Genomic DNA, 25,497 nt, shown 5'->3' with positions numbered 1-25,497 from the left:
TCGAAAATTCTGATTTTTCGAAGAAAAATCGGGCGCTATTCAAGCATGGCGATTGTTGCGCGCAGGGTTTCAATGCCCAACCCCTTTTCGGAAGAGGTCACAATCAGTTCTGGAAAGGCTGCAGGGTGCTTTGAAAGTGCAGCCCGTGTTTGGTTAATATTGCTTTCCAGCTCAACTTTGCTGATCTTGTCTGATTTCGTCATCACCGCCTGAAAGGTGACTGCTGAGCGGTCAAGCAAATTCATGATCTCTTCATCCACCGCTTTCACGCCGTGGCGCGAATCAATCAAAACAAAGGCCCGGCGCAGGGTCTGGCGCCCCGAAAGATAGCTTTTCAAAAGCGCCTGCCATTTTGCGACAACAGCAAGCGGGGCCTCGGCATAGCCATAGCCGGGCAGGTCAACCATATAGCGGCTATCGCCCAGGGCAAAATAGTTGATTTCCTGAGTGCGTCCGGGTGTGTTCGATGCGCGAGCAAGGTTTTTGCGGCCTGTCAATGCATTGATAAGGCTTGACTTTCCAACGTTTGAGCGACCTGCAAAGCAAACCTCGATCCGATCAGCGGGGGGCATGCCAGACATGGCAACCACACCTTTGACAAAATCAACCGGGCCAGCGAACAGCAAGCGCCCAGCCTCTCGCGCGGTAAATTCGGGTTCTTCGGCCAAAGGAAAGGAAAGCGTGTTCACAAAAGGGTCCCCACATCGTTCACGGCAATCATGCCGCCATTTTTCACCACGGCATAGACGCCAAAATCCTGATGACCATAGGCCGTGCGCAAGGCACCCAGGGTATCGGCATCGACGACCCCGGTTGCGGTGTTTGCCATTGTCGCCCGGCACCGCGTGATGCGCTCTTTGACAGTCAGTATCGCGTCGCCAATTTGAATGTCGCGCCCGATCCAGCCAAATTCCGCGAATGGTTCATCACCTGTCAGCCAGATGTTTCCCCGAAAACGGTCAGCCGAGATCGGTCTGCCCATCACCGTTGCCAAGGCGTTCAGCGAAGTCTCGGATAGAATTGAGACTGATGGAAAGGCGCTATCCGTCATCCCGCGATCCGCGGAAACGATATGCGATGGCTGGGCGCGGTCGCTTGGTGAAAGCGGGGCGACCCATGCCAGAAAACGCGAGAGATCGGCCGGGTCATCGGGAGAAAAGCAAAGCTCCGGGCGGTCCGGGTGGCGCAATGTGACCCGATTGCCGTTCAGCTCTGCGGTAATGGCCATCAGTTTTGGGGCTTTTGCACCACGATGGAAATTGCTGCACGGGTTCCAGCCGGGCGCCAGCTTTGCCGCCGTGTGCGCCACTGCCCAGCGTCGGTCGCCGGGCAGGCACGCCCCCGCCGAAAGCAGAACGGACGCGAGATCTTCGCGTCCGTGTGCCTTTATCGGATGACGGCAGATCCGGGTCAGCCGCGTCTTCATTTTTTCCCGGTCTTCTTGACGACCGCAGGTTTTATCGCAGGTTTGCGGCCAAAGCTTGCTTTGATATTGCCGAAAATATCGGGCTTGTGGCCATGGCTGCGCATGATCAGGAATTGCTGCGTAAAGGTAATGATGTTGTTGGTGATCCAGTACACCACCAGCCCGCTTGCAAAACTTCCCAGCATGAACATGAAGACCCAAGGCATCCAGGCAAAGATCATCGCCTGGGTGGCATCCGTCGGCGTTGGGTTCAGCTTTTGTTGCAACCACATTGATACGCCAAGCAAGATTGGCAAAACACCGATGAAAACCAAGGCAAGCATGCTGCCTGGCGTTGGTGCGGCCCATGGCAACGCGCCAAACAGGTTGTAAAGCGAAGAGCTGTCAGGGGCCGACAGATCGGTCAGCCAGCCAAAGAACGGTGCGTGCCGCAATTCCAGCGTGACAAAAATCACCTTGTACAGCGAGAAAAAAATCGGAATCTGGATCAGGATCGGTAAACAGCCTGCAGCCGGATTGACCTTCTTTTCCTTGTAAAGCGTCATCATTTCTTTTTGAAGCTTTTGCTTGTCGTCGCCCGCACGCGCTTTCAGCTCTTCCATTTCGGGCTGCAGCTCTTTCATCCGCGCCATGGAAACGTAGGATTTATAGGCCAGTGGAAAGACCAGCGCCTTGAGCAAGAACGTAAGCGCGATGATGGAAAGGCCCATATTGCCGATCATGGCGTGCAGCCAATGAAGGACCGCAAAGATGGGTTTGGTGAAAAAGAAGAACCAACCCCAGTCAATAGCGTCAATAAAGCCGCCGATACCGCCGTCTTTTTCATAGGCTTTCAGGGTTTCCCATTCCTTGGCACCTGCAAACAGCCGCGATGTCGTTGACGCCGTGGCGCCAGGTGCGATGCTGATTACGGGTTCGCGGGTTTCGGTCTGGAAAATATCGGCGCTTGGCACATATTTGATGACCGAGGTAAAGGGTTTGCCCTGTTCGGGGATCAGCGCGGTCATCCAATACTTGCTGGTAAAGCCGATCCAGCCATCGGTCGTCGCAGTGGTAACCTCGGCGAGGGCTGCTTCGCGTTCCACCAGCGGAAATTTCGTGGCGTCTTTGTATTTTACTTCTTCCAGCGTGCCATCGGCGCGGGAGACGATACCCTCATGGCTCAGGTAAAACCCTTCCAGATCGGGCGGGGTGCCGTGGCGTGCCACGATGCCATAAGGTGAAAGGCTGACCGCCGCATTGCTTTGGTTCTTAACGGTCTGCGCGATCGAGAACATATAGCGATCATCAACCGAAATGATGCGGTTAAAAACCAGGCCTTTGCCATTGTCCCATTGCAGCGTTACAGGGGCTTCGGGTGACAGGCCGTTGCTGCCAACTTGCGACCAAAGCGTGTTTGCGCCCGGAACATCTTCAAACGCCAAAGCACCGCCGGGGGTCCAGCCGAAAAGCGCATAATAGGGATGCTCTTCTCCGACCGGGGACAGCAGGGTCACAATTCCGGATTTCGGATCATTGGTTTTGGTATAGGCTTTCATGGCCAGGTCGTCGAGGCGCCCGCCAAGCAAAGAGATGGTGCCCTTCAGGCGTGGCGTATCAATTTCCAGACGCGGGGCTTTGGAAAGCTCGGGCGCGGCGGCGGCTTCAGTGTTTGCGGTTGCAACCACGGGCGGGCTGACTGCCTCGGTCGTGGTTGCGACTATCGCGGGCGCGTTCGGGTCTACCGCCGCGTCCTCTGGTGGGAATAATACAAACCAAACCAGAATCACTAGGAAACTGAGGGCTGTTGCGAGGATGAGATTCTTGTTCTGATCGTCCATCTGGGACCAACACCGTTCCTGTTCAGGGTCAGCGGTGGTTCAACGATAGGGGGCACGAAAGGTCAAGGGCTTTTCCCGGTTTGCCGCCTTAATACTGCAGTAAATCCACGGCAACACCGTATTGATGGGCTTGAACTGCCCTGAAGACTACTCACGATCTGCAATTTTCCACTGTGCCAGAGATCATAAGCCGAGGTTTAGCGGGTACGGCTGCCGATCATGGGCAGGGCTGAACGATGCGCATGCTGTTCAAGGATCCAGGATTGTGTTGCGTCAAAAGGCATGGGGCGCCCAAACAAAAACCCCTGAACATGGCCGCAGCCCAGTTGCGCCAGCATGGCATGTTCGCCTTTGGTCTCAACACCTTCTGCCAAGGTTTCAAGCCCCATCCGTTCGGCCAGTGACAAGATTCCCGATACCAGTTTTTGCTGTTCCCGGTCTTCGTCAACTTTCGTGACAAAGCTGCGGTCAATTTTGATCCGGCGCACGGCGAATCGGCGAATATTGGTGATTGAGGCGTGACCGGTTCCGAAATCATCCAGATCAATGCCACATCCCAATTTCGCCAAGGCCGAGATGTTGTGCACGATGACATCATTATCGGTTTCTGCGATAACCGTTTCCAGAATTTCCACACAAAGCCGGTCTGGCGTCAAATCAAAACGGTCAAGTTCCCATTTCAGTTTTTCGGCCAGGCGCGGGTTGCGCAGCTCGGCCGAGGAAAAGTTCACCCCGACATTTGGCACATGCAGACCTGCCTTGTCCCAGTGCACCAAGGCCGCCAGCGCGTGATACAAGATCACCTCGCCCAGCCGTTCGGAAAGGCCGGCCTCTTCGATTGCGGGAAGAAATTCTGCGGGCGGTATCAGCCCTCGCTCGGCGTGATGCCAACGGGCCAAGGCTTCAAACCCGGAAATGGCGCCGGTATCCGTGCAGATTTGCGGTTGAAAATGGGGGCGAATATGGCCTTCATCCAAGGCCAGCTCCAATTCGCTGCGAAATGCATCCCGGTCCGCTCGCTTGCGCGCCATGCCGCTGGTGTAGGCCCGAATGGCGCCGGGGCCGTTGCGGCCTGCGTCATCTGCCGCAACCTGCGCCGCATCCAGCAGGGATGCGCCGGTTGGAAGCGGGGATTTGGGGCCAAGGCAAAACCCGATGGAGCAAGACACATAGATCCGCGCCGCGTCGATGCTGATCGGACTTGCCAAGGCTGCCTGCAAGCGCGTTGCAACCTGAATCATACCTTCCAGATCCATACGCCGCATCGGGGCGAGGGCGATGGCAAACCCGCCGCCTTCCAGCCGCGCAACCGTATCGCCTTCGCGTAGGGCGGCGCATAAACGCTCGGCGCTACGGGCAAGCACCTCGGTTTGCACAGCGCGCCCATGGCGATCAAGCAAAACATCGGCATCATCAAATTGAATGACAAAACAGGTGGTTGACTTGCCCGTCACTGAAACATCACGCAAAATGCCGTCAAGGAATTTTGTAATATGCGGGCGAAGCGCCAGGCCGCCCAGCGAATCGGGCAGCCGGAAGTCGGTCTTGTCGCCGTCTCGAAAGGCGCCGGCAAATGCAAAAAGAACCGGCAAGCCGAGGGCGGTTATCATCATCGCCCCCTCACCCCCGGCCCAAAACGCGATGAGCGACAAAGCAGGAAGAAATACCAATAGCTCTGGGCGGCGCAAGTAAAGCCCCAGACGTGTCGAAAGCCGGAGCTTTCCGCCATAGTCCGCCGTATGCTGCGGTTTTTGCATCGCTTATCCCCTTTGCCAAGAACGGGTGCGGTTGCCCCTGATGTCTGCGAAACTAAGGCTTGGGGTTAATAGAGACGTTAATGCTCGCTTGAAAGTTGTGAAAAATTCTAAGCATTTGCCTGCCCGGTTCGGCGGATGCAATACAAGGCGGAACCCGAAAGCGTTTCGACTTGTGGCTGGCCTGAACGATATTGCCTGAGAAAAACGTCAAAGCGCCATGTGGTGGATGATGCCGCAGGTTAAAGCCAGAACCATAAAGATAAACTGAACAGCCAAGCCCTTGGGCAGTTTCATGCCCGCGCATGGCGCGTTTCAATCTTGGATGTATTCGTGGCGTTCCGACGCGCGCTTTAAGTCGGGCAGATCATCATCACGTTTGCAAGAATCGGTTAGCCTGCGTCTGCTTTGCGTTCTGGCACCGGGTCATAGCCCGTACCGCCCCATGGATGGCAGCGACACAGGCGATGTGCGGTCAGATAGCCGCCCTTCATCCCGCCATGACGTTCCAATGCCTCTATTGCATAGGCAGAACAGGTTGGCTGAAAGCGGCAGCCATGGCCAACCCAAGGGCTGAGAAAAAGACGATAGGCGCGGACGGGCACTGCAAGGATATGCGCAAGGGGGGTCATTTGCGCGCCCCGTCAGCCTGCCCATGAATACGGTCCAGGGCGGATGTGAGATCGGTCAGCAGCAGGGCGAAATCGCGGTCAATTGTGGCACCAGGGCGCCCGACAAGCACATAATCCCAACCTTGCCGCCCTTGATCTGCCAACACCGCACGCGCAACCTCGCGCAGCCTGCGCTTGGCCCGGTTGCGGGCAACAGCGTTACCGATTTTCTTGGAGCAGGTAAAACCGACACGAATGGCCAGGCAATCATCATTGCGCGCCCGCGCCTGCACCAAGAAACCATTGGTTCCCTGCCGACGTGCCGAGGCAGCCCGCAGAAAGTCGGCGCGCTGTCGCAAGATTTTCAACTTTTGTGGTGCTGAAGACATAGGAAAAGAAACCGCCGGTAACGAGTCGGGCGGGGCAATGCAGCCTTTTCCCTTTGACTCTGGCGGTGTCATTTCAGATGTCCTTCAAAAAGCAGGGTGCATCAGCACCCCGACCAATCAGGCCGAAAGCTTCTTGCGGCCCTTGGCGCGACGCAGGTTCAAGATATTGCGCCCAGCTTTGGTGGCCATACGCAGGCGAAAACCGTGGCGCCGCGCGCGGACCAGGTTCGACGGTTGAAAAGTGCGCTTCATCGCGGATCTCCATAACTTTGCAACAACAGCCTATTCGGGCGGGATTCGCCGCAAACCAACCGGTCACGTCTATTCGAAGCCCGTCCTTTACGCACCCCTTGGGGCCAAGTCAATTCACAGGCGGTGAAATTACTGCAACAATTCGCGCTTATTCATCGGCCGGCGGTCGATTGTGCCCCGCATTTGTTTCAAGACCCGGTGTTTTGATGCCAAACCCGTCACCTCTGATCAAGGCCCCGTGAGAGGGCTGTCTTCTGCACGACATTTTGCGCAGCTTTAGGATAGCCCAATGCGACAGATGTAACGCAAAGAAAGTGATGCCAGTGTCGACCATCAACGAAAAAAAAGCCACGGCATCCAGATCAGGTATAATCGAAAAGCTGCCTTTCCTGATCATTCTGGCCGTTGCGGCCATCGGCGCGTTCTTTTTGCGTGATCAAATCAGCTTTGTGGCCCTGGCCGAGAATCGCGAGACGTTACTGGCATTTCGCGATACCAATTACCTGCTGGCGGTGATCGCCTTCATGGCGGGATACACGGTGATCGTTGGCTTTTCGCTGCCGGGGGCCACAATTGCCACGCTGACAGGCGGGTTTTTGTTTGGCACCTTTCCGGGGGTGTTTTTCAACGTCATCGGGGCCACGCTGGGTGCGATTGCGATCTTTTTGGCGGCGCGCACCGGGTTTGGTGCAAAGTTCTCGAACAGGATCGAAGGCAAGGGGGGGGCGGTGGCCAGGCTGCAAGCGGGATTGCGTGAGAATGAGTGGTCAGTCCTGTTCCTGATGCGGCTGGTGCCGGCGGTGCCGTTTTTTCTTGCCAATCTGATCCCGGCCTTTGTCGGCACCAGGGTATCACGTTTTGCGATTTCGACGTTTCTGGGCATCATGCCGGGGGCGCTGGTGTACACATCTGTCGGGGCTGGCCTGGGCCAGGTTTTTGCCCGCGGTGAGACGCCTGACCTTTCGATTCTCTTTGCGCCGCATGTGCTGGGCCCGATTCTGGGGTTGGCGGCTTTGTCGGCGCTACCGATTCTTATCAAATTCTTGCGCAAGAAAGTGAATTGACCGATGGAAACCATTCAAACAGATATTTGCATCATCGGCGCTGGTTCGGGTGGTTTGTCGATCGCGGCGGGTGCGGTGCAAATGGGCGCGCGCGTTGTCTTGATCGAGGGGGGCGAAATGGGCGGCGATTGCCTGAATTCAGGCTGTGTTCCGTCTAAGGCGCTGATTGCGGCAGCGAAACAGGCACATGCCATGACTGCGGGGGCCGCCTTTGGCATCACGCCCGTTGCGCCCGAAATCGACTTTGCCAAGGTCAAGGATTATGTCGCCGCTGTCATTGCGGGCATTGCCCCGGTGGACAGTCAGGACCGCTTTGAGGGATTGGGTGTGCGGGTGATTCGCGAATGGGCGCGGTTTACCGGCCCGGATGAGGTGACGGCCGGCAGTTTCAAGATCAAGGCGCGGCGCTATGTTGTGGCCACCGGCTCAAGGCCTTTTATTCCGCCTATCCCCGGTATTGAGTCGATTCCCTATCTGACCAATGAAACGATTTTTGCCCAACGCGACCGCCCCGAGCATCTGATTGTGATCGGCGGCGGGCCGATTGGAATGGAAATGGCGCAGGCGCATCGCCGCTTGGGCTGCAAGGTAACCGTGGTGGAAGCGGCCAAGGCGCTTGGCCATGACGACCCCGAGGCCGCCGCCGTGGTCTTGGCCAGGATGCGCGGCGAAGGGGTTGAGCTGCTGGAAGATGCCCCGGTTGTGCGGGTTGGCGGCACAGATGGCGCGATTGAGGTAGAGATAAAGAACGGGCGCATTATCAAAGGGTCGCATCTGTTGATGGCGGTTGGGCGGCAAGTGTCGCTGGAAGGGTTGGGGTTAGAGGCCGCTGGGGTTAACCACAGCCGCAAAGGCGTAACGGTTGGCGCCGATCTGCGGTCGTCCAATCGCAAGGTCTATGCGGTGGGTGATGCGGCGGGCGGGCTGCAATTCACCCATGTTGCGGGGTATCACGCGGGTATCGTGATCCGGCAAATGCTGTTTGGCCTGCCGTCCAAATCAAGCACCGCCCATATTCCATGGGCGACCTATACCGACCCGGAACTGGCACAAGTTGGCCCAACCGAGGCAGAGGCCCGCAAGGCCCATGGTGATGCGCTGAAAACCATGCGCTTTGACTATGCCGAGAATGACCGCGCGCAGGCAGAGCGCAAGACGGATGGGTTTATCAAGGTCATGGTGGTAAAGGGGCGCCCCATCGGTGTTACGATCGTTGGCGCACAGGCGGGCGAGCTGATCGGGCTTTGGGCGCTTGTCATTGCGACAAAGCGCAAAATGGGGGCCGTTGCCGGAACCGTCTTGCCCTATCCGACGTTGGCAGAGGTGTCGAAGCGCGCAGCAGGAGCCTATTTTTCCCCGACATTGTTTGATAATCCATTGATCAAGCGTGTCGTGGGGGTGGTGCAGCGCTATATTCCCTGACGGCGGCATCCTTTCGAGGATATTTGTGAATAGTAAAAGACGAGAAGAAAGCAGGTGCGAGTTTGGGGATGAAACGGTCAGGTTTCTTGAACACGCTTTCGGGGCGTTTTTTGCTGCTGACCGTCGGCTTTGTCATGCTGGCCGAGGTGCTGATTTTTGTGCCCTCGATCGCGCGCTTTCGTGAGGATTATCTTCTGTTACGCTTGGAAAAGGCACAGATTGCCTCATTGGCCTTGTTGGCAACGGATGGGATGATCAGCGCTGAGTTAGAGGCAGAGCTGCTTTCCAATGCGGGGGTGTTGAACGTAATCCTGTGGCGAGATCAGATCCGACAGTTGATATTGTCGTCGCCTGTTACCCAAGAGATTTCAGCAACCTATGATTTGCGCATGGCATCCCCGCCGATTTTGCTGCGCGATGCGTTGGTGGTTTTGGTGAATAGCCAGGATCACGCGATTCGGGTAATCGGTAGCCCGGTCCAGGAAGCTGGCTCCTTGATCGAGGTCACAATGCCGATACGGCCGCTGCGGCAGGCCATGATCGCCTATGGGTTGCGTATTCTGGCACTTTCGGCGCTGATTTCGGTGATGACGGCGGCGCTTTTGTTTTTTGCTGTGCGGCGCTTGTTGGTGCAGCCGATCCGCCGGGTGGTCGATCACATGGCGCTTTATGCCGACGCGCCCGAGGATGCGCGCCGGGTCATCGCGCCGACCTCCGGGGTTGTGGAACTGCGCGAGGCCGAGGAGGCGTTGCTGAGCCTGCAAACCCAGATGACGGGGGCGCTGCGGCAAAAGGAACGGCTGGCGCAGCTTGGCTCGGCCGTGGCCAAGATCAGCCATGATCTGCGCAATATCCTGACGACAGCACAGCTTTTTGCCGACCGGATAGAGCGCAGCTCTGACCCGGCGGTTGCGCGGATTGCGCCCAAACTGGTTGGGTCCATCACGCGTGCCGTGTCGCTTTGCGAGTCAACCCTTGCCTTTGGCAAAGCCGAAGAGCCACCGCCACGCCTGTCGCGTTTCGCGCTGCGGCCCCTGATCGAAGAGGTGATCGAGGCCGAGGCCTTGGGAGAGCGCGCTGGCGTGACATGCCTGATTGATGTGCCGGCCGGGATGAACCTGCGGGCCGATGCCGAGCAGCTTTACCGTATTCTTGCCAATTTGATGCGCAATGCGATGCAAGCCCTGGAGGCGACCAGCAAAGACGGCGTGATTGAGGTTTCCGGCGGCGAAAATGAATCTGAGTGGTGGATAAAGGTCGGCGATACCGGCCCCGGTCTGCCACCTCGGGCCCGCGACCATCTGTTCACAGCGTTTCAGGGCGGCGCGCGCAAAGGCGGGTCTGGCCTTGGGTTGGCGATTGCGTTTGAACTGGTGCGCGGGCATGGAGGGCGGCTTGAATTGCTGCGCAGCGATGAGAGCGGCACGGAATTCATGATTCATTTGCCGAAAAAAGACAGGCTGACAGAGGGCTAAGACCGAAACATGGTGATCTTGTGCTTTTCCCCTCTTGCAATGCCCGGCGCAGGGCGTTACATCGCCCCCACTACGCACCCGTAGCTCAGCTGGATAGAGCATCAGACTACGAATTTGAGGGTCGGGCGTTCGAATCGCTCCGGGTGCACCACTTCCCCCCATATTTAAAAATCGCACAACGATTTCATATTTTTGTCGCTTTCTGCGGTCCTGATCAAGGTCCACAGGGGGGCATTCCACCGCGTATTGAATGGTTTGACAAAATTTTGGGGGGTCTGTTGGGGCATAAAAAAAAGGCCCCGGCATGTTGCGGGGCCTTTGGTCTTGCGATGGCAAAGGGGTCAAGGGTTTGCGTCGATGGTTTTTTCCAGCCAGGGCAAGTAATTTGACACTCGGGTATAGGCCGAAAACGGTGCGCTTTCGTTGCAGCCTTTGCCGCCGATACCCGAAAGCCCCCAGCTAACGATTCCAGCCTGAATAAAGCTGCCATCCGCCAGCGATACGACCAAAGGCCCGCCGCTGTCACCGGAACAGGCAGTCTTGCCGCCTTCGAATGTGCCAGAGCACAGCATGTTTTCCGACATGGGCGGCTTTACCCCAGACACCAGCGCATCCCAGGCGGAATAGGCCGCCTCATCCGACAGGCCAAAAACCTTGACGGCATAGCCAAAGCCTTTGGCCGCTTCTTCCGCACGGGTTTCCAGCATCGCCTGATTGCACAGGTTGCGGTCCATCATCTGAATCTGAACCTCGCGCAGCGCCTCGGGATGGTCGCCGCCCTCGGTCAGGCCCCAGCCGCTGACGATGGTGGAAACGCCGGGCTGGTCAAGGTAATCGCCAAAGGCGGCATCCGGCACCTTGATCGTCGCAAAGGCGGCGCGGGGGGGGCGGGCAAGCTTTATCAGGGCGATATCATTATCAAATTCGCTTCCGATATAATCAGGGTGGCGAAAGATTGCTTCGATCGGAACCAGATCGCCGCCCGCGCTGTCCGAGAGACTGTTTGTGCCGACCAGAACCGAAACCGCCTGTGGGTTGATGTCGCGGAAAACGCCCTTGTCATCAGACATATGGATACAATGCGCCGCAGTCAGAACCCATTGATCCAACAACATGGAGCCGCCGCAAAAATGGCCATCCGGGCCGGGGGCCGCCCCGTTGATCATCAGGCCGACCTGCCAGGGGTATTCGCCCGCCTCGGCCAACTCGCCGCCGATAACCCGCGCTCCGGCTGGGTTGTTTGCAGCGGCCTTTGCGCGCGCGGCCTTCATGCCACTTTGCGCAAAGGCAAAGGGGGAGGTGCTGGCCGGATCAGCGGCGGGCGCAGAAAAATCCGGGGGGGCGGTTTGGGCCTGGGCCAAGCCGCTGCACAGCGCCACAGTCAGGGCAGTTGTGAGGGCGGTTGCAAGGGGGGGGCGGAAAGGCTGGCTTTGGGTCATAATACGCTCCTGAAGGCTAAGGGTAAGGGGGGCGGTGGCGGGGTCAGGGTGAGCTGGGATGCAACATGATGGGTTGGCGCAGCAGTGTCAGCGCCGGGCGTCTGAGGGAAAAGCCGCGGGTTTGGCTGGCCTCATCCGGGGCCATCAGGTGCGCGATCATGGCAAGCGCTTGCCCGCCGCTGCCGGGCTGCCCGGTCGCGCGCAGCTTTTCCGGCGTTGCCAGTGCTGACAGGTCCGCGCGGGGTTCATCAACCTCGGGTGAGAGGGCAACGACCCAGATTTCCTCGGCGGCAAATGCGGTCGGGTCCAGCGCCTCAATGCGCAGGCCAACGCGTGCGCTTTCCCCCAGCGCGATGCGGTTTGACAGGTTGTGCAGGGGCCAGAGCGGGGTCAGCGTGAAATCCTGTGCAAGATAGAACACCGTCACATCCTGCACCCGGCCCGAGGTGTTGGCCAGTGTCAGCCACAGCTCATCACAGGCAGTGACGCTGCTGTCGGGCGAAAACGGCAGGGATTTACCACCACGCGCACAGTCATTGCCCACCTGCGCCCCTGGTTTACGCGCGATCGTCATGGTGATCGCTGGTCCGCCCAGCGACAGGCCGCGCCCGGCACCAAGCCCGGCCAGCACCGCGCGTATGCGAGAGGCATGGGCGGCATTTTCCAGCAGGCGCAGGGCGGCGGCGGTCGCATCCTCATCCGCGCGCCGCACCGCGCGCGGGGTGGAGCCGGGGCCAAAAGGGTCCAACACGCCATCCGGGCCGGCAAGCGCCAAAGTGCCACCCGTCAAAAGCGGAATCAGGTCGGGCGTATCCGCTTGGGTCGATACGATGCCTTCGGCCGTCAGGGTTGCAATGGCGGCATCGTATTGGCTGTAGTTCTGGCCATCATCCGGGTTCATGCGCAACGCCGGTGCCAAGCGTAAAGGGGCAGGGGCTGCGGGCGCGGCAAGTTCGGCCCAATGTGCCGCATCTGGCAGCGGGGCTGCACCGGGGTCCAACGTGGCGTTGACCGCAGTCAAATCTATCAGACGGGCCTCGGCCAAAGCATCGCCTTGGTCTGGCGCGGCATAAAGGGCCACGGTGCTGCCCTCGGTCAGGCCTTGCAGCAGCCCTGCCTGCAGCTTGCCGTCTTTGACAGGAAAGCGGTGGGTGCTGGCGCCTGCGCCAAACACTGGCTGGTCCAGCATCGGGCCTTCACCATCAGGCTCTTGCCGGGCCGTGCCTTGGGTCATGCGGTCACGGGTGGCGGCCAGAACCTGCCGCCAACTGGCTTGCGGTGCGTCTGTCAGTGCCTGGGTCAGCGCAAGGGTAAAGGCCCCGTGCCAGCGCTGATCGGCCCCCACCCCCAGCGGATATTCAAACGAGCGCTGATCGGGTTGGGAGGAGTAGAGGAACGCGAAATCGCCGGTAAGATCATCGCTTTGAATACCAGAGTTCGGGGCTTCGTTCGGGGCAACATTTAGCGTATCATCAGGGATACCCAGCATTTCGGGCGGCAGCACCCGCGCCTTGCCGATGCCGGGAACGGCGCGAAAGCCGGTGCCGGAATGGCACGCATCAATCACGCCGATCAGCTTGACGCCCCTGGCGGTCAATCCCATCGCCCAGGTGTTCAGCTCATCATCCAGCAAAGCGTTTTCAACGGCGGCAAGCGCGCCTTTCCAGCCTGCGGCATCCATCGGCAGCAAAATTTCATCCGCGCCGCCTTGCTCATCGCCGCTGGTATCGGGTGCTTGTGAGCCGTGGCCCGAGAAATAGAACAGCACGGTGTCGCCGGGTTGCGCGCTGGCCGTAAGGCGGTCCATGGCCCCCATGATATCGGCCTTGCGCGGCAGGCCCATCGTCAGGCCCAAGGGCATATCCGGCGCATCGGGCTGGGTGGTCAGCGCGGTAATTGCGGCAGGGGCAACCCCGCGCGCAATCAGCGTATTTGCCATCAAGGCCACGTCAAAGCCCGGCCCCGTCAGGTCTGCATCAAGATATTCGTAATCACCAACGCCCACAAGAAGGGCGCGGATGTCGGCGGTTGCGGGGCCGCTGGCCATTAGGCCAAAGCTGCAAAAGAGTGAAAGGAATAGGGGCATGATCTGGCGCATGGGGCCAAGATAGCAAAGGAACGTGACGCCGCAACCCTGCCTGTGCATCGTGACTGTACTTGTCATGCAAGCGGGCCTATTGCCCGACAGGCATCACACGCCGCCCGCCGCCGGCGATTCCGGCCTTGATGCGGGTTTCAATAGCGTTGCCATCCAGCGATTGCACGAAACCGTTGAATTCCGGCGTGCTTTTGGTGGCAATGCGTCCCGCCTCGATCACCAGATCGACCTGTTCCGGGGTCAGCCGCAGCCGGGTTGGAACCTTGTTCAGGGCTTTGCGCATCGGGCCATCCACCCCGTCAAAATTCGCCATGCCGACAAACAGTTTTACATCCGCGCAATCCCAGTCCTTGGCCCAGTCCTTGCCCCATTCCTTGCCCCCCGCGCCGGATTTGCCCCGCAACCGCCGCACTTCGGACGCAGGCAGGGCGCAGCGCCATTCGATCAGGTCAGATTGCCAACGCCTGATTTCGCTGCGCATCGCATCATAGCCCGACCGGGTCGCAGAGGAGATCGAGGCGCTGGCAATCGCTGCCCCAAGCCCCACCCCACTTGGGCCTTTGATACCTTGTGTCCAGCTGTAATCGGCCTGTACCCCGGCATCGGCCACCAAAACCAGCAGCCGCTTCAACCGCACGGCCTCTTCTGCCGTCATCGGGGCATAGGGCGTCTGGGCGCGGGCGCGTTCCACAGCAAGGCCGGTGGTGCCAAAGTTATCGGTCACGCCGCCGTCCAGAAGTTTGACAAACCTCACCTTTTCGGGGTCGGCATAGCTTTCCAAGGCGCGGGCATGGGCGCGCATAACGGCGGTCGACTTGGGGTTGAAGCGCGCGGCGGTCAGCCAATCGGGTTCCTGATAATCGCATTTGCTTTGGTGTACTTCCAGCACCACAGGCGCGAAGACCAGGGGAAAGGCTGCCGATGCCGCCACAGCCTCGGAAATCGGAAATTTTGACAGGTCGGAACAAAGCGCGTCAAAGGTTTCGGGGGAAAACACGAAGGGCGTCGAATTGGCGATATCGGTCGCGTTGATCCATGTCTTGATCCGCGAGCGGTTGCGCAGGTCGCCAAAGGTCGCCCCCTTGAACAGCACCTCGTCAATATAGCGGGCAAAGGTCTTGCGCCCATTCGCCCCGCCCGAAAGCCCGCGAATTACCGTTAGCGGGTTCAGCAATGAGCTGGCCATGTATTTTTCGGCATTGGTCAGCAGATAGCGTTCGCGGTAACCGTCCAGCCCTTTTGGCCCCCAAAGGCCAAGCTGGGCTGCCGTAACCGAGCCGCCCGAAACCCCTGACACCAGCCGCACATGGTCCAGCAGGCCGTTGGGGGTGGCCGCTGTCACACCTGTTTCACGCAGCGCCTCGGCCATTCCGTAAGCAAAGGCCGAGGCCCGCATGCCGCCACCCGAAAAGGCCAGACCCACATAAACCTCGCCATCGCCGATGGTCTTGTCCGAGATTTCGACCAATGAGGCGTTTTGCCCTTCGGGCAGCGCAGTGTTCAGCGGCGTGTTGAACGCAGCACAGCCAGCAAGCAGGGCGGCAAGGGCAAGGAAGGCGCGGTAAATGGGAATCGGCTTGGCCCTTTGGCTGGTTTACAGGCCCAGCTTAGGCCAGTCGATTTGCAGCTCAAACCCTTTTTCGACATCGGGCGTGGAAAGTCGCGCGCCGTGGCGGGTGGCGATGGCGCGCACCAGCGCAAGCCCAAGCCCGTGACCGGGATGCGCACGGTCGCGCTCGGCGCGTGTAAAGCGTTCAAAAGCTTCGGATTTCACATCCTCGGGCAGGCCCGGCCCGGTGTCGCGGATGATCAGTTTCACCGTGCCGCCGGTTGGGTGCAGCACAAGGTGGATACTGTCACCGCTGGCGCAGTATTTCACGGAATTATCCAGCAGGTTCGCCAGCATTTGCCCGATCAGGGTACGGTCGCCAAGGATTTGCTGGCCGCCCGCGATCTCTGGCAAAAGGGTCAGGCCCTTATCCTCGGCCAGCGCCTCATAAAGCTCGGCCATTTCCGCGCAGAGCGTTGAGAGGTCGACCGGCATCAACCCACCGCCAAAGCCCTGATCCGCCTCGGCGCGTGAAATATCCAGCAGGGCGTCAAACACCCGTGTTGCCTTGCGCATTTCTTCGCGCAGGTCGGTCACCAGATCATCCTGGCCCTGAAGGCGCGACAGCTTTTGTGCCATGCGGTTCAGCGGTGTGCGCAGCTCATGCGCGATACTGTCGGACAGGCGGTGCGTGGCGCGGTTCAGCGCCTCGATCCGGTCAAGCATGGCGTGAACATGGGTTTCCAGCAGGCCAAATTCATCTGCCGCGCGCGGGCCGGGCAGGCGGGCATCCAGCGCGCCTGCGGCCACGCGATCAGCCAGCGCATTGATGCGGGTGATGCGCCCCATGATCTTGCGCGCGGCAACCCAGCCAACCACGCCGCCCGCCGCCAGCATACCCGCTGTCAGGCCCAGAATGGCGCGGCGCAGGGCGGCCAAGGTCGCCTCCATCGCGCTTAGCGACCGCGCGACCAGCAAGGGAAAGCCACCGGGCAAGATCCGCGCCACCCCAAGCCAGCGCTGGCCTGCTTCGTCAAACACCTGTGCGGCATCGGCGCTGAACCCATCGCCCAGAACCGGCAGGCTTTCGGGCCAATCGGGGTGGGTGCCGGCCAGAATGGTGCCGCCGCGGTCTTGCAACAGCAGCATTTCATCGCCGGTGGCCGCCGCGGCGCGGTAGTCAATGGCTTGGCGCAAGGCGATGATACGGCGTTGATCATAGAGCGCGCCGAAGCCGTCCAGATCGGCGGCCAGCAGCGCGGTTTGCGCCTGCATCAGGCGGTTTTCAACCAGACGGTACTGCAAACCCATGCCAAGAAGTGATAAAAACGTCACGGTCAGCGCCACCACAGCAGCCAGCCGAAAGGTTGCCCGCGCCTGCGGGGGGCGTGCCTGTGGGGCGCGCATCGTTACGCCTCGGTTGCCGGAAGGGGGGGCAAAAACATAGCCCTCGCCGCGTGCGGTTTGGATGACCGGGCGGCCTGCCACATCCTCCAGCTTGCGCCGCAAACGTCCGACATGCACATCAACGACATTGGTGCCGGGGTCAAAATGCAGGTTCCAGACTTGTTCAAGTAACTGCATCCGCGTCACCACCTGCCCTGCATTGCGCGCCATAAAGGTGATCAGGTCAAATTCACGCGGGCTTATGGCCACATGAGCCCGCCCGATATGAACCGTCCGCGCCTTGAGCCGGATTTCCAGATCGCCAAAGGCCATCAGATCATTGTCCAGCACCTGCATCGTGGCACGGCGCAGCAATGCCCGCAGCCGCGCGCGCAGCTCATCAGGCTCAAACGGTTTGGCCAGATAATCATCGGCGCCTTTCTCCAGCCCCTCTACCCGGTTTACCGCTCGTCCCAGTGCTGACAGCACCAAAATCAACGCGGTAGAGCCTGCGGCCCGCAGTTTTGCGATCGCGTCAATACTGTCACCGCCGGGCAGCATCCGGTCAAACACAATCACCGCATAATCGCCATTCGCCTCGGCGATGCCATCGGCAAGGGTGGTTCGGATGGCCGGAATACACCCCAGCCCCTCAGTGATCGCGGCAACATCGGCTGCGGTCTGTGGGTCATCTTCGACGATAAGAACTTTGCTTTTCGGGTCCATCACTTACTCATTATGCCATTGTTTCAAAAAATCGCGACCGCCAAGTCAAAAAACGACAATTGCGGGGTCCAGAACATTCGCCCCGCCTATGGCGCGAATCCCCTCACCCGTATCCCACGGGTCAAGCATGACGTGGAGCGTGGCCCCGCCCCCGCGTTGCAGCAAGATCAGCGTGGGCGCGGTAATTTCCAGCTTGCGCAAATCCCCGGCACTCAGCCTTTTGCCATTCACCGCAAGGATGATGTCGCTGCGAATGATCCCGGCAAACAGGGCGGGGCTGTTTTCGCTGACGGTTGTCACCCGCGCGTCATCATCCAGCACAAGGCCCAGCGATTCAAACCGATAAGAGGAAACGCGGTTCAAAACCGCACCCTCCATCCCGCGCAAGGCCAAAACGCTGCTGGTTGCGGGGGCAAAGCCCAGCGTGACGGCAATTTCCTGCCCGCCACGAATGACCCGCAACGCCATTTGCCCGGCCCCTAGTGCGGCATCTATCGCAAAGGCCAGATCACCGGCTGTTTCCAGATCACGCCCCGCCGCGCCAACAAGAATGTCACCCGCGTGCAATCCGGCGCTTTCGGCCAGCGCGCCAGGGTAGACCCGATCAATCAGCACGCCTTTCGGCTCCATGCCCAATGCGGCGGCAATCTCGCGGGTGACAGGGCGCAGTTGCAGGCCCAGCTTGGGGAATGGCAGCAATGTCTCATCCACCAGCCCGCCCACAATCCGCGCCAGATCATCGGCTGAAATCGCATAGGAAATGCCAACGTAATAGCGTGACCCGTCAGCGATACGGCTGTTCATTCCAACCAACCGCCCCGCACTGTCCAGCAACGGCCCACCAGATGATCCGGGATTCACGGCGGCATCATGTTGCAAAAAACGGATCGGAACGGCGGCCTCGACCTGCCGTGCATGGGCTGAAATCACGCCGCGCGTCAGGGTCATGCCCAGCTCCAATGGCGCACCAATGGCCCAAACCTCATCACCGGGCGCAGGTAGTGGGCCAAGCGGAATCGGCGCTGCTTTCAGGCCGGGCACTGAAATCACCGCGACATCGCGCACCGGGTCGCGGCCAATCACCTCGCCCTGATGTTCCATCCCTTTTGCATCCACAATCCGGATGCTCTCGGCCATGCCCGCCACATGGTCATTGGTTACCACCAACGCCCCATCGCCCCACACAAAGCCCGACCCCAGAAAACGGTTTTTGTTATCGGCGCTGCGCAAGATGACAACGCTGTCATAGGCACCGGCGATCGTGGCTGCTTTGGCCTTGCTCGGCGCGATGGCAGCAAAGATCGTCAGCACGACCAAGGCCCCAAGGACCTGTGCGACCTGACGTAGAATGCTGGGGTGACGCGCCGGAAAGAGTCTTTTTGACATGGCTTCGACCTTTATCTGTATCCTCTCAATCACGCTAACAGGGGTAGGCACCGGGTACACATGACAAAGGCAGTCACCTGAAAAACAATGGTTTACGGCAGGGGCGTGGCTTTCTATCTTTGACGTAATCGTATGTCCTTTGGAAAGGAATTATTTGATGAAACGCATGATTTTAGGGGCTGTAGCCGCCACGACACTTGCTGTTAGCCCATTGGTGGCCCAGCCATTAAGCCCGATCAAAACCGTTGAACTCTCGGCCCGGCTGTTTGCGGCTGGCGAGGCGGCGCAAGACCCGATCCTTGTTCTGGCGGCGGCAAAATTGCGGAAACAAACCAAACCGGCGGCAAGTGACCGCGCTGCAACCCAGGGCGAGGCCGGCGAAGGCGCCCCCCTGGGATGGGAGGATATGCTGGCGCGCGCCGAGAGTTTGGCTGCTGGTGATGAGGCCTTGCTGGCCTTGATCGAAGATGCCCGCGCCGAGACGACCAAAGGTGTCGTTACCGGGCCGGTCTACAACATTGGCAAACTTGGCGGTGGCAAGACCGACACCTATCCCCGCATTGACTTCAAAGGCGGGGAATATGCCGAAGTATATGTCGAGGCAAAATCCTCGGTAGATCTGAACCTGACGATCAAAGACGCGCAGGGGCGGTTGGTTTGTGCCGATAGCGACGTGTCGCATATCGCCTATTGCGGCTGGCGACCGGCGGAAGACGGCGGCTATGTGCTGTTGGTTGAAAACAAGGGCGGGGCTGCGACCAGCTACGCCTTGATGACGAATTGAGGGGGGCAGGGGATGGAAAACCGGAAACGCTTTTTGGGTGGGGTGGCGCTTGCGGCCCTGATGGGGCTTGCCGCCTTGCCAGCCCTTGCGCGCGAAAACTATGCGCTACTGATCGGGGCCAACGAATACGCCAATCTTGATCCGCAATACTGGCTGAAAGGCCCGTCAAATGACGTCAAACTGGTGGCATCCTATCTGAAAACCGCAGCTCCGGTGCCTTTTGCCGCGCAAAATGTAGCGGTGTTGTCGGATGGTATCGAAGGGGCGGCCCGCCCTACGTTGGGCGCGATTCGCACCGCGTTTTCCGACCTGACGGCCAAGGTGCAACCCGGTGATTTCGTCTATCTGCATTTCTCGGGCCATGGCACCCAGGCCCCCGCGCTGAACCCCGAGGATGAGTTGGACGGGCTGGATGAGATGTTCTTGCCGGTTGATATCGGCCCTTGGACCGATACGACCGGCACCGTGGAAAACGGGCTGATTGATGATGAAATCGGCCTGATGCTGGATGGGTTGCGCGCCAAGGGGGCTGATGTTTGGGTGGTGTTTGATGCCTGCCATTCCGGCACCGCCACCCGCGCAGCCCCGTCTGGCGATGAAGAGGTGCGCACCCGTCAGCTTTCCCCCGAGGCGCTGGGCGTACCAAGTGCCGCGATGGACGCGGCGTTGGAGGCCGCGCAAACCCGCGCCATGCCCGCAGCCATGTCCCCTGCCAGCCCGCGCGACCATGCTGCGGCCCCCGTTCCCGTGCCGGTGACCAGTGCGGGCAACGGCGGCTCTTTGGTGGCGTTTTTCGCTGCGCAAACCGATGAGGTGACACCCGAAAAACGCCTGCCCAAAGGCAACCCTGACCGCGTGCCGCAGGGCGTCTTTACCTATGCTTTGTTTGAAACCCTGGCTGAATTTCCTCAGGCCAGCTATGCGCAAATCGGGCAAGAGGTGCTGAGGAAGTATTCTGTCAATAACCTCGCGCGTTCCACCCCGATGTTCGAAGGCGATCTGGACCGCGTGGTGTTTTCCGGGCAGGCTGGCCCGCGCGTGGCGCAATGGCCCGCGACCCAAACCGATGCGGGTATGACCGTGCCTGCCGGCTCGTTGCACGGGCTGCGTGAAGGCAGTGTTCTGGCGGTGTTGGCGAGTGCGGCCGATGTGACCGACGCGGCACTGGGCTATGTGCAGCTAACTTCGGTTGATACGTTCAACGCCACTGCAACCCCGGTGGCCCACGCGGGCAAAACCCTGCCCGAAAGCCTGCCCGATGGTCTGACCCTGCGCAAACTTTCCGCCGATCTGGATTTCACGCTGACGGTTGCCTTGCCCGAAAGCGGTACTGCCCCCGCTGCCGCCCTTGCCGCAGCCATGGCCGTGCTGCAAAAGGAAAGCGGCCCGCGGCTGGTCTTTGTGCCGGCTGGCGACGCGGCCGATTTGCGGCTTGCCACGCTGCCAGACAGCTTGCGCCCCGATGCGCTTTGGGTGCTGCCCTCTACCGGGCTTGTTGGCGACCTTGCGACCACGCCCTCGGTATCAACCGGCGATAAAGACGCCGATACGCTGGGCATCACGCTGGCCCAAACGCTTGTCCAGATGGCCAAGGCGATCAACCTGATGAAACTGGGCGCGGCCGTGGATGCGGGCGACCTGAAGGTCGAGGTTGGCCTGATGACCCGTACCAAGCAAGACAAAACCCTGCACGCGCTGCCAACCGCACAGGTGCCGCGCCTGATCCCCGATGACGAGGTGCATGTTGAGGCGGTGAATGAAAATGACTTTCCGGTTGACCTGAACGTGCTCTACGTTGGCTCTGATTACTCGATCACCCATATGTTTGCGGGGCGTCTGCAGCCGGGGGATCGGTTGAAACAGGGTTTGCTGCGGATCACGGATGAGGCTTTTGGCCGTGACCGGATCGTGATGGTCATGACGCCCGCACAACCGCAAACCGCCGTGGAAAACCTTGGCTTTCTGGCGCAAGACGCGGTCGAGGTTACCCGTGCCGCCGGGCAGTCGGGCCGCAAAGGCCTAAACGCGGCGCTGTTCGAGGCAGGCTTTGGCGAAACCACCCGCGCCGCCGCGGCCCTCGTTGATGAAGAGGCAGATGCCGGTCCGGCCCCGATGATGCTGCAGTTTGATCTCGACACGGTTCCGGCAAATTGACTGCCCCCAAAGCCCGCCGAAAAAAGCATGGCGGCGGGCTTCATCCTGGGGTGAATACCTCTGTCCTGCATCAAAAGAAACGCCGACTTTGGCAAGGGGCCTTGCAGCGCAAAGCCCCTTTGGGCACATCCATCAGCCCCGCGACAGCCCAGAGGCAAGGCTTTGTTCGTTGGGTGTCAGCGGCATCAAAGGGGGGGCAGGGCGGGCATGGAAATGCCGGGCCGTACCCCAGACCGAAATATACATCTCTGCTTTGCCGTTGGGTGCCAGATGTTCCGGTGTCAGATCGACCACGCGCACCCGCATATGGTCGCCCCGGCGCAGGGCAGGCGCAAGAAGTGGGGTGGCGTGCGCCCCAAGATAGCCAAAGCGCGCCAGCACCCGCCGCCGGATCAAAAACCGGCGTTTGTGGATATGGGCGTAAACCGCAATTCGGGTATCATCTTCCAGATGCAACTGGGCGCTGTCGCCGATTGAAAGGCCTGTGGTTTTCAGCATGAGCTTTAGCTCGGTGACGGCGGCCTTGTGAATGATGGGTTCAATGATCTCTTGCATGCTGTCGCCCCATTTCTGTTCTTTGGGCAGCATGAAGAAGAAGCGGGCAGGGCAATGCAACCCGGCTTTGCGCAGCTATTGCGGGCTGTGCTGTATCCCGCCCAAAGCCTGGATGTTGGTCGGCAGAGATATGCCGAAAGATGGCTGATGCTGCCCGCCCGAACGGGCGTGGTGCCGGCTTGTTGCGTTGCGTGATCTGGGTTCAGCGCGCTTGCACGCTGCGCAGGGCTTCGCTGCGCAGGCGGGCGCAGACCTCGGGCGCAACGCCGAATGTATTTTGCACAAGGGCAAGCAGTTCATCTTCGGTTTCATGAAGCTGGCCATCGGAAAACACCACCTGCCAAAGCGCCAGAAGCGTCGCTTCGCGCTCGGCAAGGTCAATGGCATCGTGCAAGACCGCGATCAGTTCATTGGTATCAGGCATTTCATCAGAAAGCCGCTCACAGCCCGCCCGCATTTTCGCAGCCTCAAGCGGGTTCAGGCCAAAGCGCTTGGCCAGGATGCGGTCAATCTGCTCCACCTCTTGGAACAGATAGGCATGGTCGGCCTGTGCGACGCGCACCAACAAGGCGCCAAGGGCATGTTTGGCATCGGCTTCGGGCAGGGGGGTGCGATAGCCGTGGACCGACGAAAACAGTTGCAAGATGCGCTGGAACATTGGCGGGCCTTTGGATTGCGTCAGGGTAAGGGGCAGGCTAGGCGTGGCTGGGCCGTGCTGCAAGCAGATTACTGGCCAGGCCTTGGGGCAGGCCCTTGCTATTTCGGCCACAAGCCCCTAAATGAATGCAGCGACGCTTTCTTTTTCGACCTTCTGTTTCCCTTACGGCTTCAGTATTTTCGATCTTGATCTGACTGAGCCGGGCCGCCGCAAGATGTGGGTGGCGAAACACGAGGAGTATACACGATGGCCACTGGCACCGTGAAATGGTTCAATGCAACCAAGGGTTTTGGGTTTATCGCGCCGGAAGGCGGCAACCGTGATGTGTTCGTACACATCTCGGCTTTGGAGCGTGCGGGCATCCGCCAGCTTGATGACGGCCAAGCCGTAACCTTTGATATCGAATCCGGCCGTGACGGTCGCGAATCGGCAACGAACCTCGCTTTGGCTTAATCTGCCTTAGACGTTTTTCAGACGGGGGTGGCCAGCGATGGCCGCCCCCGTTGCGTTTGCGGGCTTGGCTTGCCAGCGCGCGCAACGGTTTGGCCGCGTTGTCGCAAGGGCCGCGCTTTCTCTGCATTGCCCCTATCGGGCGCGTAACCCGCAAGGCCCCCGCGCATGGTTTTGAACCAGTCGCCTAGACCGTGCCGCCAAGCGATCCTTCAAGCGTCGCCAGTTCCTGCCCGCCCGCCATCAGGTCTTGCAACTCTTCGGGCGATATCTCGCCTTTTCGGGCTGTACCAAAGGTTTTGCCGCGGTTGAGCACCGTGAACCGATCCCCGACAGCCATAGCGTGCCGGACGTTATGGGTGATGAAAACCACAGCGATGCCTTGCTTGCGTACCTTGTCGACGGTCGCCAGAACGTTTGCGGTCTGGCGCACACCAAGCGCGGATGTGGGCTCATCCAAAATCAGCACTTTCGCACCGAAATGCACGGCACGCGCGATGGCGACGGTTTGGCGTTCGCCGCCCGAAAGGGTGCCAACCGCCTGGTCGGGGCCGCGCAGGTTGATGCCCATTGCGCGCATTTCTGCCATCGTCACTTCATTGGCATATTCATGATCGAAAAACGGCAGACCCATGATTTTCTTGATCGGCTCATTTCCCATAAAGAAGTTGCGGCTGACAGACATCAGCGGGATCATCGCAAGATCTTGGTACACCGTGGCGATCCCGGCAGCGATACTGTCGCGCGGGTCGTCAAACTGCATCGGCTTGCCTTCGAACAAAATCTCGCCATGCGTGGGTTTGTGAACCCCCGACATGGTCTTGATGAAGGTCGATTTGCCCGCACCGTTATCGCCTAAAAGGCAATGGCATTCGCCGGGAAAAAAGTCGATCGTCACCCCCGCCAGCGCAATAACGGAGCCAAAATGCTTTTGGATGTCTTTCATTTGGATGATCGGTTGCATCAGCGTTCTCCCGTGATCAGGCGGCGGATATAGGTGTTCAGGATCACGGCAAGCAGCAAGATCACCCCAAGAAACACCCGAAACAGCGAGCTTTCGACATTGGCGAAAAACAGCCCCTGCTGCACCACGCCAAAGATCAGCGCGCCAAGGGCGGCACCGATCACGGAGCCATAACCACCGGTCAGCAACGCGCCCCCGATGACCACCGCGATAATCGCCTCAAACTCTTTCAAGATGCCACGATCCGCGCCGGCAGAGCCGAACTCCATCACCTGACACACCGCGAAAACCGTGGCGCAAAAGGCGGTGAACATGAACATCAATATCTTGACCCGGTCCACCGGCACCCCGGCATAGCGCGCGGCCTGTGCATCGCCGCCCGCCGCAAAAATCCAGTTGCCAAAACGGGTGCGGGTCAGAAGGATATGGCCAAACACAACCAGCACCAGCGCCCAGACGATCAGCATTGGCAGGCCATCAACGACAGGTTGCCCGGCCCGATTTCCACTTGAAAAGGTTCCGATCCAGCCTTTGTCGCCCAGCCATTGAAAGATCGGGCCACCGATTTTGGCCCCGAACAGCGCACCGAGCCAGTCACCCTCGGCGGCTTCCCGGATGCCGCCAATGATTGTCTTGCTCTCAATTGTCTGGGGAATGAAAATCGTGAACCCGCGCAGGATAAACAGGGTTGCGAGGGTGACGATAAAGCTTGGCAGCCCGGTTTTGACAACAATGTAGCCATTGAGCGCGCCGAATGCGATACAGATTACGAAAGTGACAAGAATGGCGACCCACATGGGCCAGCCAAGAACGACGCCGAAGATTGCAATCATCATCCCCGCAAAGCCGATCATCGACCCGACCGACAGGTCAAACTCTCCTGCAATCATCAGCAGGCATGCCCCGACGGCAATGATCATGAATTGGGCCGAAACAGTTGTCCAGTTCAGCACACCTTGCGGGCTGAACATGCCACTATCAAAAGCAAACAGCAGAAAAAAAAGTGAAAACGGCGACGGCGCCGACGATCCCGCCCAGTTCCGGGCGAATTAACGCGCGGCGCAAGCCGGACATTTCCTTGACGCGTTCGTCACTGGTCGAAGTGTCTGTCATAGCCCGTTCAATCCCTATGCAT

General features: G+C 59.5%; 21 protein-coding genes, 1 tRNA gene and 1 pseudogene. 7 read left to right on the top strand and 16 right to left on the bottom strand.

All coding sequences use genetic code 11. The features are described from left to right. Positions 1–35: 35 nt before the first annotated feature. From yihA to rpmH, 7 genes are all read right to left on the bottom strand, one after another. On the bottom strand, positions 36–689 hold the full coding sequence (gene yihA / locus VDP61_RS00440) for a ribosome biogenesis GTP-binding protein YihA/YsxC (protein WP_323004977.1): 654 nt from the start codon (positions 687–689) through the stop codon (positions 36–38). Beyond that, a complete protein-coding gene (locus VDP61_RS00435; RefSeq protein WP_323004976.1) occupies positions 686–1,426 on the bottom strand; it encodes an MOSC domain-containing protein in 741 nt (246 codons plus the stop codon). The genes yihA and VDP61_RS00435 overlap by 4 nt, the downstream gene beginning before the upstream one ends. Beyond that, the gene (gene yidC, locus VDP61_RS00430; protein WP_323004975.1) at positions 1,423–3,246 is read right to left on the bottom strand and encodes a membrane protein insertase YidC; all 1,824 of its coding nucleotides are present in this window, start codon (positions 3,244–3,246) and stop codon (positions 1,423–1,425) included. Before yidC ends, VDP61_RS00435 begins: the two co-directional genes overlap by 4 nt. A gap of 197 nt (positions 3,247–3,443) precedes the next feature. Continuing rightward, complete coding sequence (locus VDP61_RS00425; protein ID WP_323004974.1) at positions 3,444–5,003, bottom strand: GGDEF domain-containing phosphodiesterase; 1,560 nt, start codon at positions 5,001–5,003, stop codon at positions 3,444–3,446. A gap of 389 nt (positions 5,004–5,392) precedes the next feature. Beyond that, the gene (yidD, locus tag VDP61_RS00420) at positions 5,393–5,632 is read right to left on the bottom strand and encodes a membrane protein insertion efficiency factor YidD (RefSeq protein ID WP_323004973.1); all 240 of its coding nucleotides are present in this window, start codon (positions 5,630–5,632) and stop codon (positions 5,393–5,395) included. Further along, positions 5,629–6,072: a ribonuclease P protein component gene (gene rnpA / locus VDP61_RS00415; RefSeq protein ID WP_323004972.1), complete on the bottom strand. Its 444-nt coding sequence runs from the start codon at positions 6,070–6,072 to the stop codon at positions 5,629–5,631. The genes yidD and rnpA overlap by 4 nt, the downstream gene beginning before the upstream one ends. A gap of 45 nt (positions 6,073–6,117) precedes the next feature. Further along, entirely contained in the window at positions 6,118–6,252 is a 135-nt protein-coding gene (rpmH, locus tag VDP61_RS00410; RefSeq protein ID WP_050520473.1) for a 50S ribosomal protein L34, read from the bottom strand. Positions 6,253–6,569: 317 nt separating this feature from the next. Here rpmH and VDP61_RS00405 point away from each other — a divergent pair, with 317 nt between their 5' ends. From VDP61_RS00405 to VDP61_RS00390, 4 genes are all read left to right on the top strand, one after another. Continuing rightward, positions 6,570–7,316 (top strand): TVP38/TMEM64 family protein, encoded by a 747-nt coding sequence (locus VDP61_RS00405; protein WP_323004971.1) that lies wholly within the window; start codon positions 6,570–6,572, stop codon positions 7,314–7,316. 3 nt (positions 7,317–7,319) lie between these two features. After that, complete coding sequence (locus VDP61_RS00400; RefSeq protein WP_323004970.1) at positions 7,320–8,738, top strand: dihydrolipoyl dehydrogenase family protein; 1,419 nt, start codon at positions 7,320–7,322, stop codon at positions 8,736–8,738. A 68-nt stretch (positions 8,739–8,806) separates the two neighbouring features. After that, a complete protein-coding gene (locus VDP61_RS00395; RefSeq protein WP_323004969.1) occupies positions 8,807–10,213 on the top strand; it encodes a HAMP domain-containing sensor histidine kinase in 1,407 nt (468 codons plus the stop codon). Between the two features lie 74 nt (positions 10,214–10,287). Then, a tRNA-Arg gene (locus tag VDP61_RS00390) sits at positions 10,288–10,364 on the top strand. A 190-nt stretch (positions 10,365–10,554) separates the two neighbouring features. On the opposite strand, the gene VDP61_RS00385 is transcribed toward VDP61_RS00390, so the two are convergent. The 5 genes from VDP61_RS00385 to VDP61_RS00365 form a co-directional block, all read right to left on the bottom strand. Beyond that, complete coding sequence (locus tag VDP61_RS00385) at positions 10,555–11,652, bottom strand: serine protease (RefSeq protein ID WP_323004968.1); 1,098 nt, start codon at positions 11,650–11,652, stop codon at positions 10,555–10,557. 43 nt (positions 11,653–11,695) lie between these two features. Next, positions 11,696–13,738, bottom strand: a complete 2,043-nt coding sequence (locus tag VDP61_RS00380; protein WP_323004967.1) for a caspase family protein — start codon at positions 13,736–13,738, stop codon at positions 11,696–11,698. A gap of 88 nt (positions 13,739–13,826) precedes the next feature. After that, positions 13,827–15,218: a patatin-like phospholipase family protein gene (locus tag VDP61_RS00375; RefSeq protein WP_323004966.1), complete on the bottom strand. Its 1,392-nt coding sequence runs from the start codon at positions 15,216–15,218 to the stop codon at positions 13,827–13,829. Between the two features lie 126 nt (positions 15,219–15,344). After that, entirely contained in the window at positions 15,345–17,411 is a 2,067-nt protein-coding gene (locus tag VDP61_RS00370; protein WP_323004965.1) for a winged helix-turn-helix domain-containing protein, read from the bottom strand. Between the two features lie 45 nt (positions 17,412–17,456). After that, on the bottom strand, positions 17,457–18,797 hold the full coding sequence (locus tag VDP61_RS00365) for a S1C family serine protease (protein ID WP_323004964.1): 1,341 nt from the start codon (positions 18,795–18,797) through the stop codon (positions 17,457–17,459). 157 nt (positions 18,798–18,954) lie between these two features. Between VDP61_RS00365 and VDP61_RS00360 the strand changes: the two genes are divergently transcribed. Continuing rightward, the gene (locus tag VDP61_RS00360) at positions 18,955–19,581 is read left to right on the top strand and encodes a hypothetical protein (protein WP_323004963.1); all 627 of its coding nucleotides are present in this window, start codon (positions 18,955–18,957) and stop codon (positions 19,579–19,581) included. Between the two features lie 12 nt (positions 19,582–19,593). Next, positions 19,594–21,735 carry a caspase family protein gene (locus VDP61_RS00355; RefSeq protein WP_323004962.1) on the top strand — a complete coding sequence of 714 codons (2,142 nt, stop codon included), beginning with the start codon at positions 19,594–19,596 and terminating at the stop codon, positions 21,733–21,735. A 132-nt stretch (positions 21,736–21,867) separates the two neighbouring features. Here VDP61_RS00355 and VDP61_RS00350 read toward each other — a convergent pair whose 3' ends face one another. Both VDP61_RS00350 and VDP61_RS00345 read right to left on the bottom strand, forming a co-directional pair. Next, positions 21,868–22,290, bottom strand: a complete 423-nt coding sequence (locus tag VDP61_RS00350; protein WP_323004961.1) for a hypothetical protein — start codon at positions 22,288–22,290, stop codon at positions 21,868–21,870. A 202-nt stretch (positions 22,291–22,492) separates the two neighbouring features. Further along, positions 22,493–22,948 carry a TerB family tellurite resistance protein gene (locus VDP61_RS00345; protein ID WP_323004960.1) on the bottom strand — a complete coding sequence of 152 codons (456 nt, stop codon included), beginning with the start codon at positions 22,946–22,948 and terminating at the stop codon, positions 22,493–22,495. 246 nt (positions 22,949–23,194) lie between these two features. Here VDP61_RS00345 and VDP61_RS00340 point away from each other — a divergent pair, with 246 nt between their 5' ends. Then, on the top strand, positions 23,195–23,401 hold the full coding sequence (locus VDP61_RS00340; protein WP_323004959.1) for a cold-shock protein: 207 nt from the start codon (positions 23,195–23,197) through the stop codon (positions 23,399–23,401). 184 nt (positions 23,402–23,585) lie between these two features. Here VDP61_RS00340 and VDP61_RS00335 read toward each other — a convergent pair whose 3' ends face one another. Both VDP61_RS00335 and VDP61_RS00330 read right to left on the bottom strand, forming a co-directional pair. Then, positions 23,586–24,362: an ATP-binding cassette domain-containing protein gene (locus VDP61_RS00335; protein ID WP_323004958.1), complete on the bottom strand. Its 777-nt coding sequence runs from the start codon at positions 24,360–24,362 to the stop codon at positions 23,586–23,588. Beyond that, positions 24,362–25,475 (bottom strand): annotated as a pseudogene (locus VDP61_RS00330) (ABC transporter permease). Before VDP61_RS00330 ends, VDP61_RS00335 begins: the two are co-directional and overlap by 1 nt. Between the last annotated feature and the right edge of the window lie 22 nt (positions 25,476–25,497).

It is taken from the genome of Pseudorhodobacter sp., from assembly GCF_034675685.1.
Lineage (GTDB): Bacteria > Pseudomonadota > Alphaproteobacteria > Rhodobacterales > Rhodobacteraceae > Pseudorhodobacter.
This window is presented reverse-complemented; position numbering and strand designations above follow the sequence as displayed.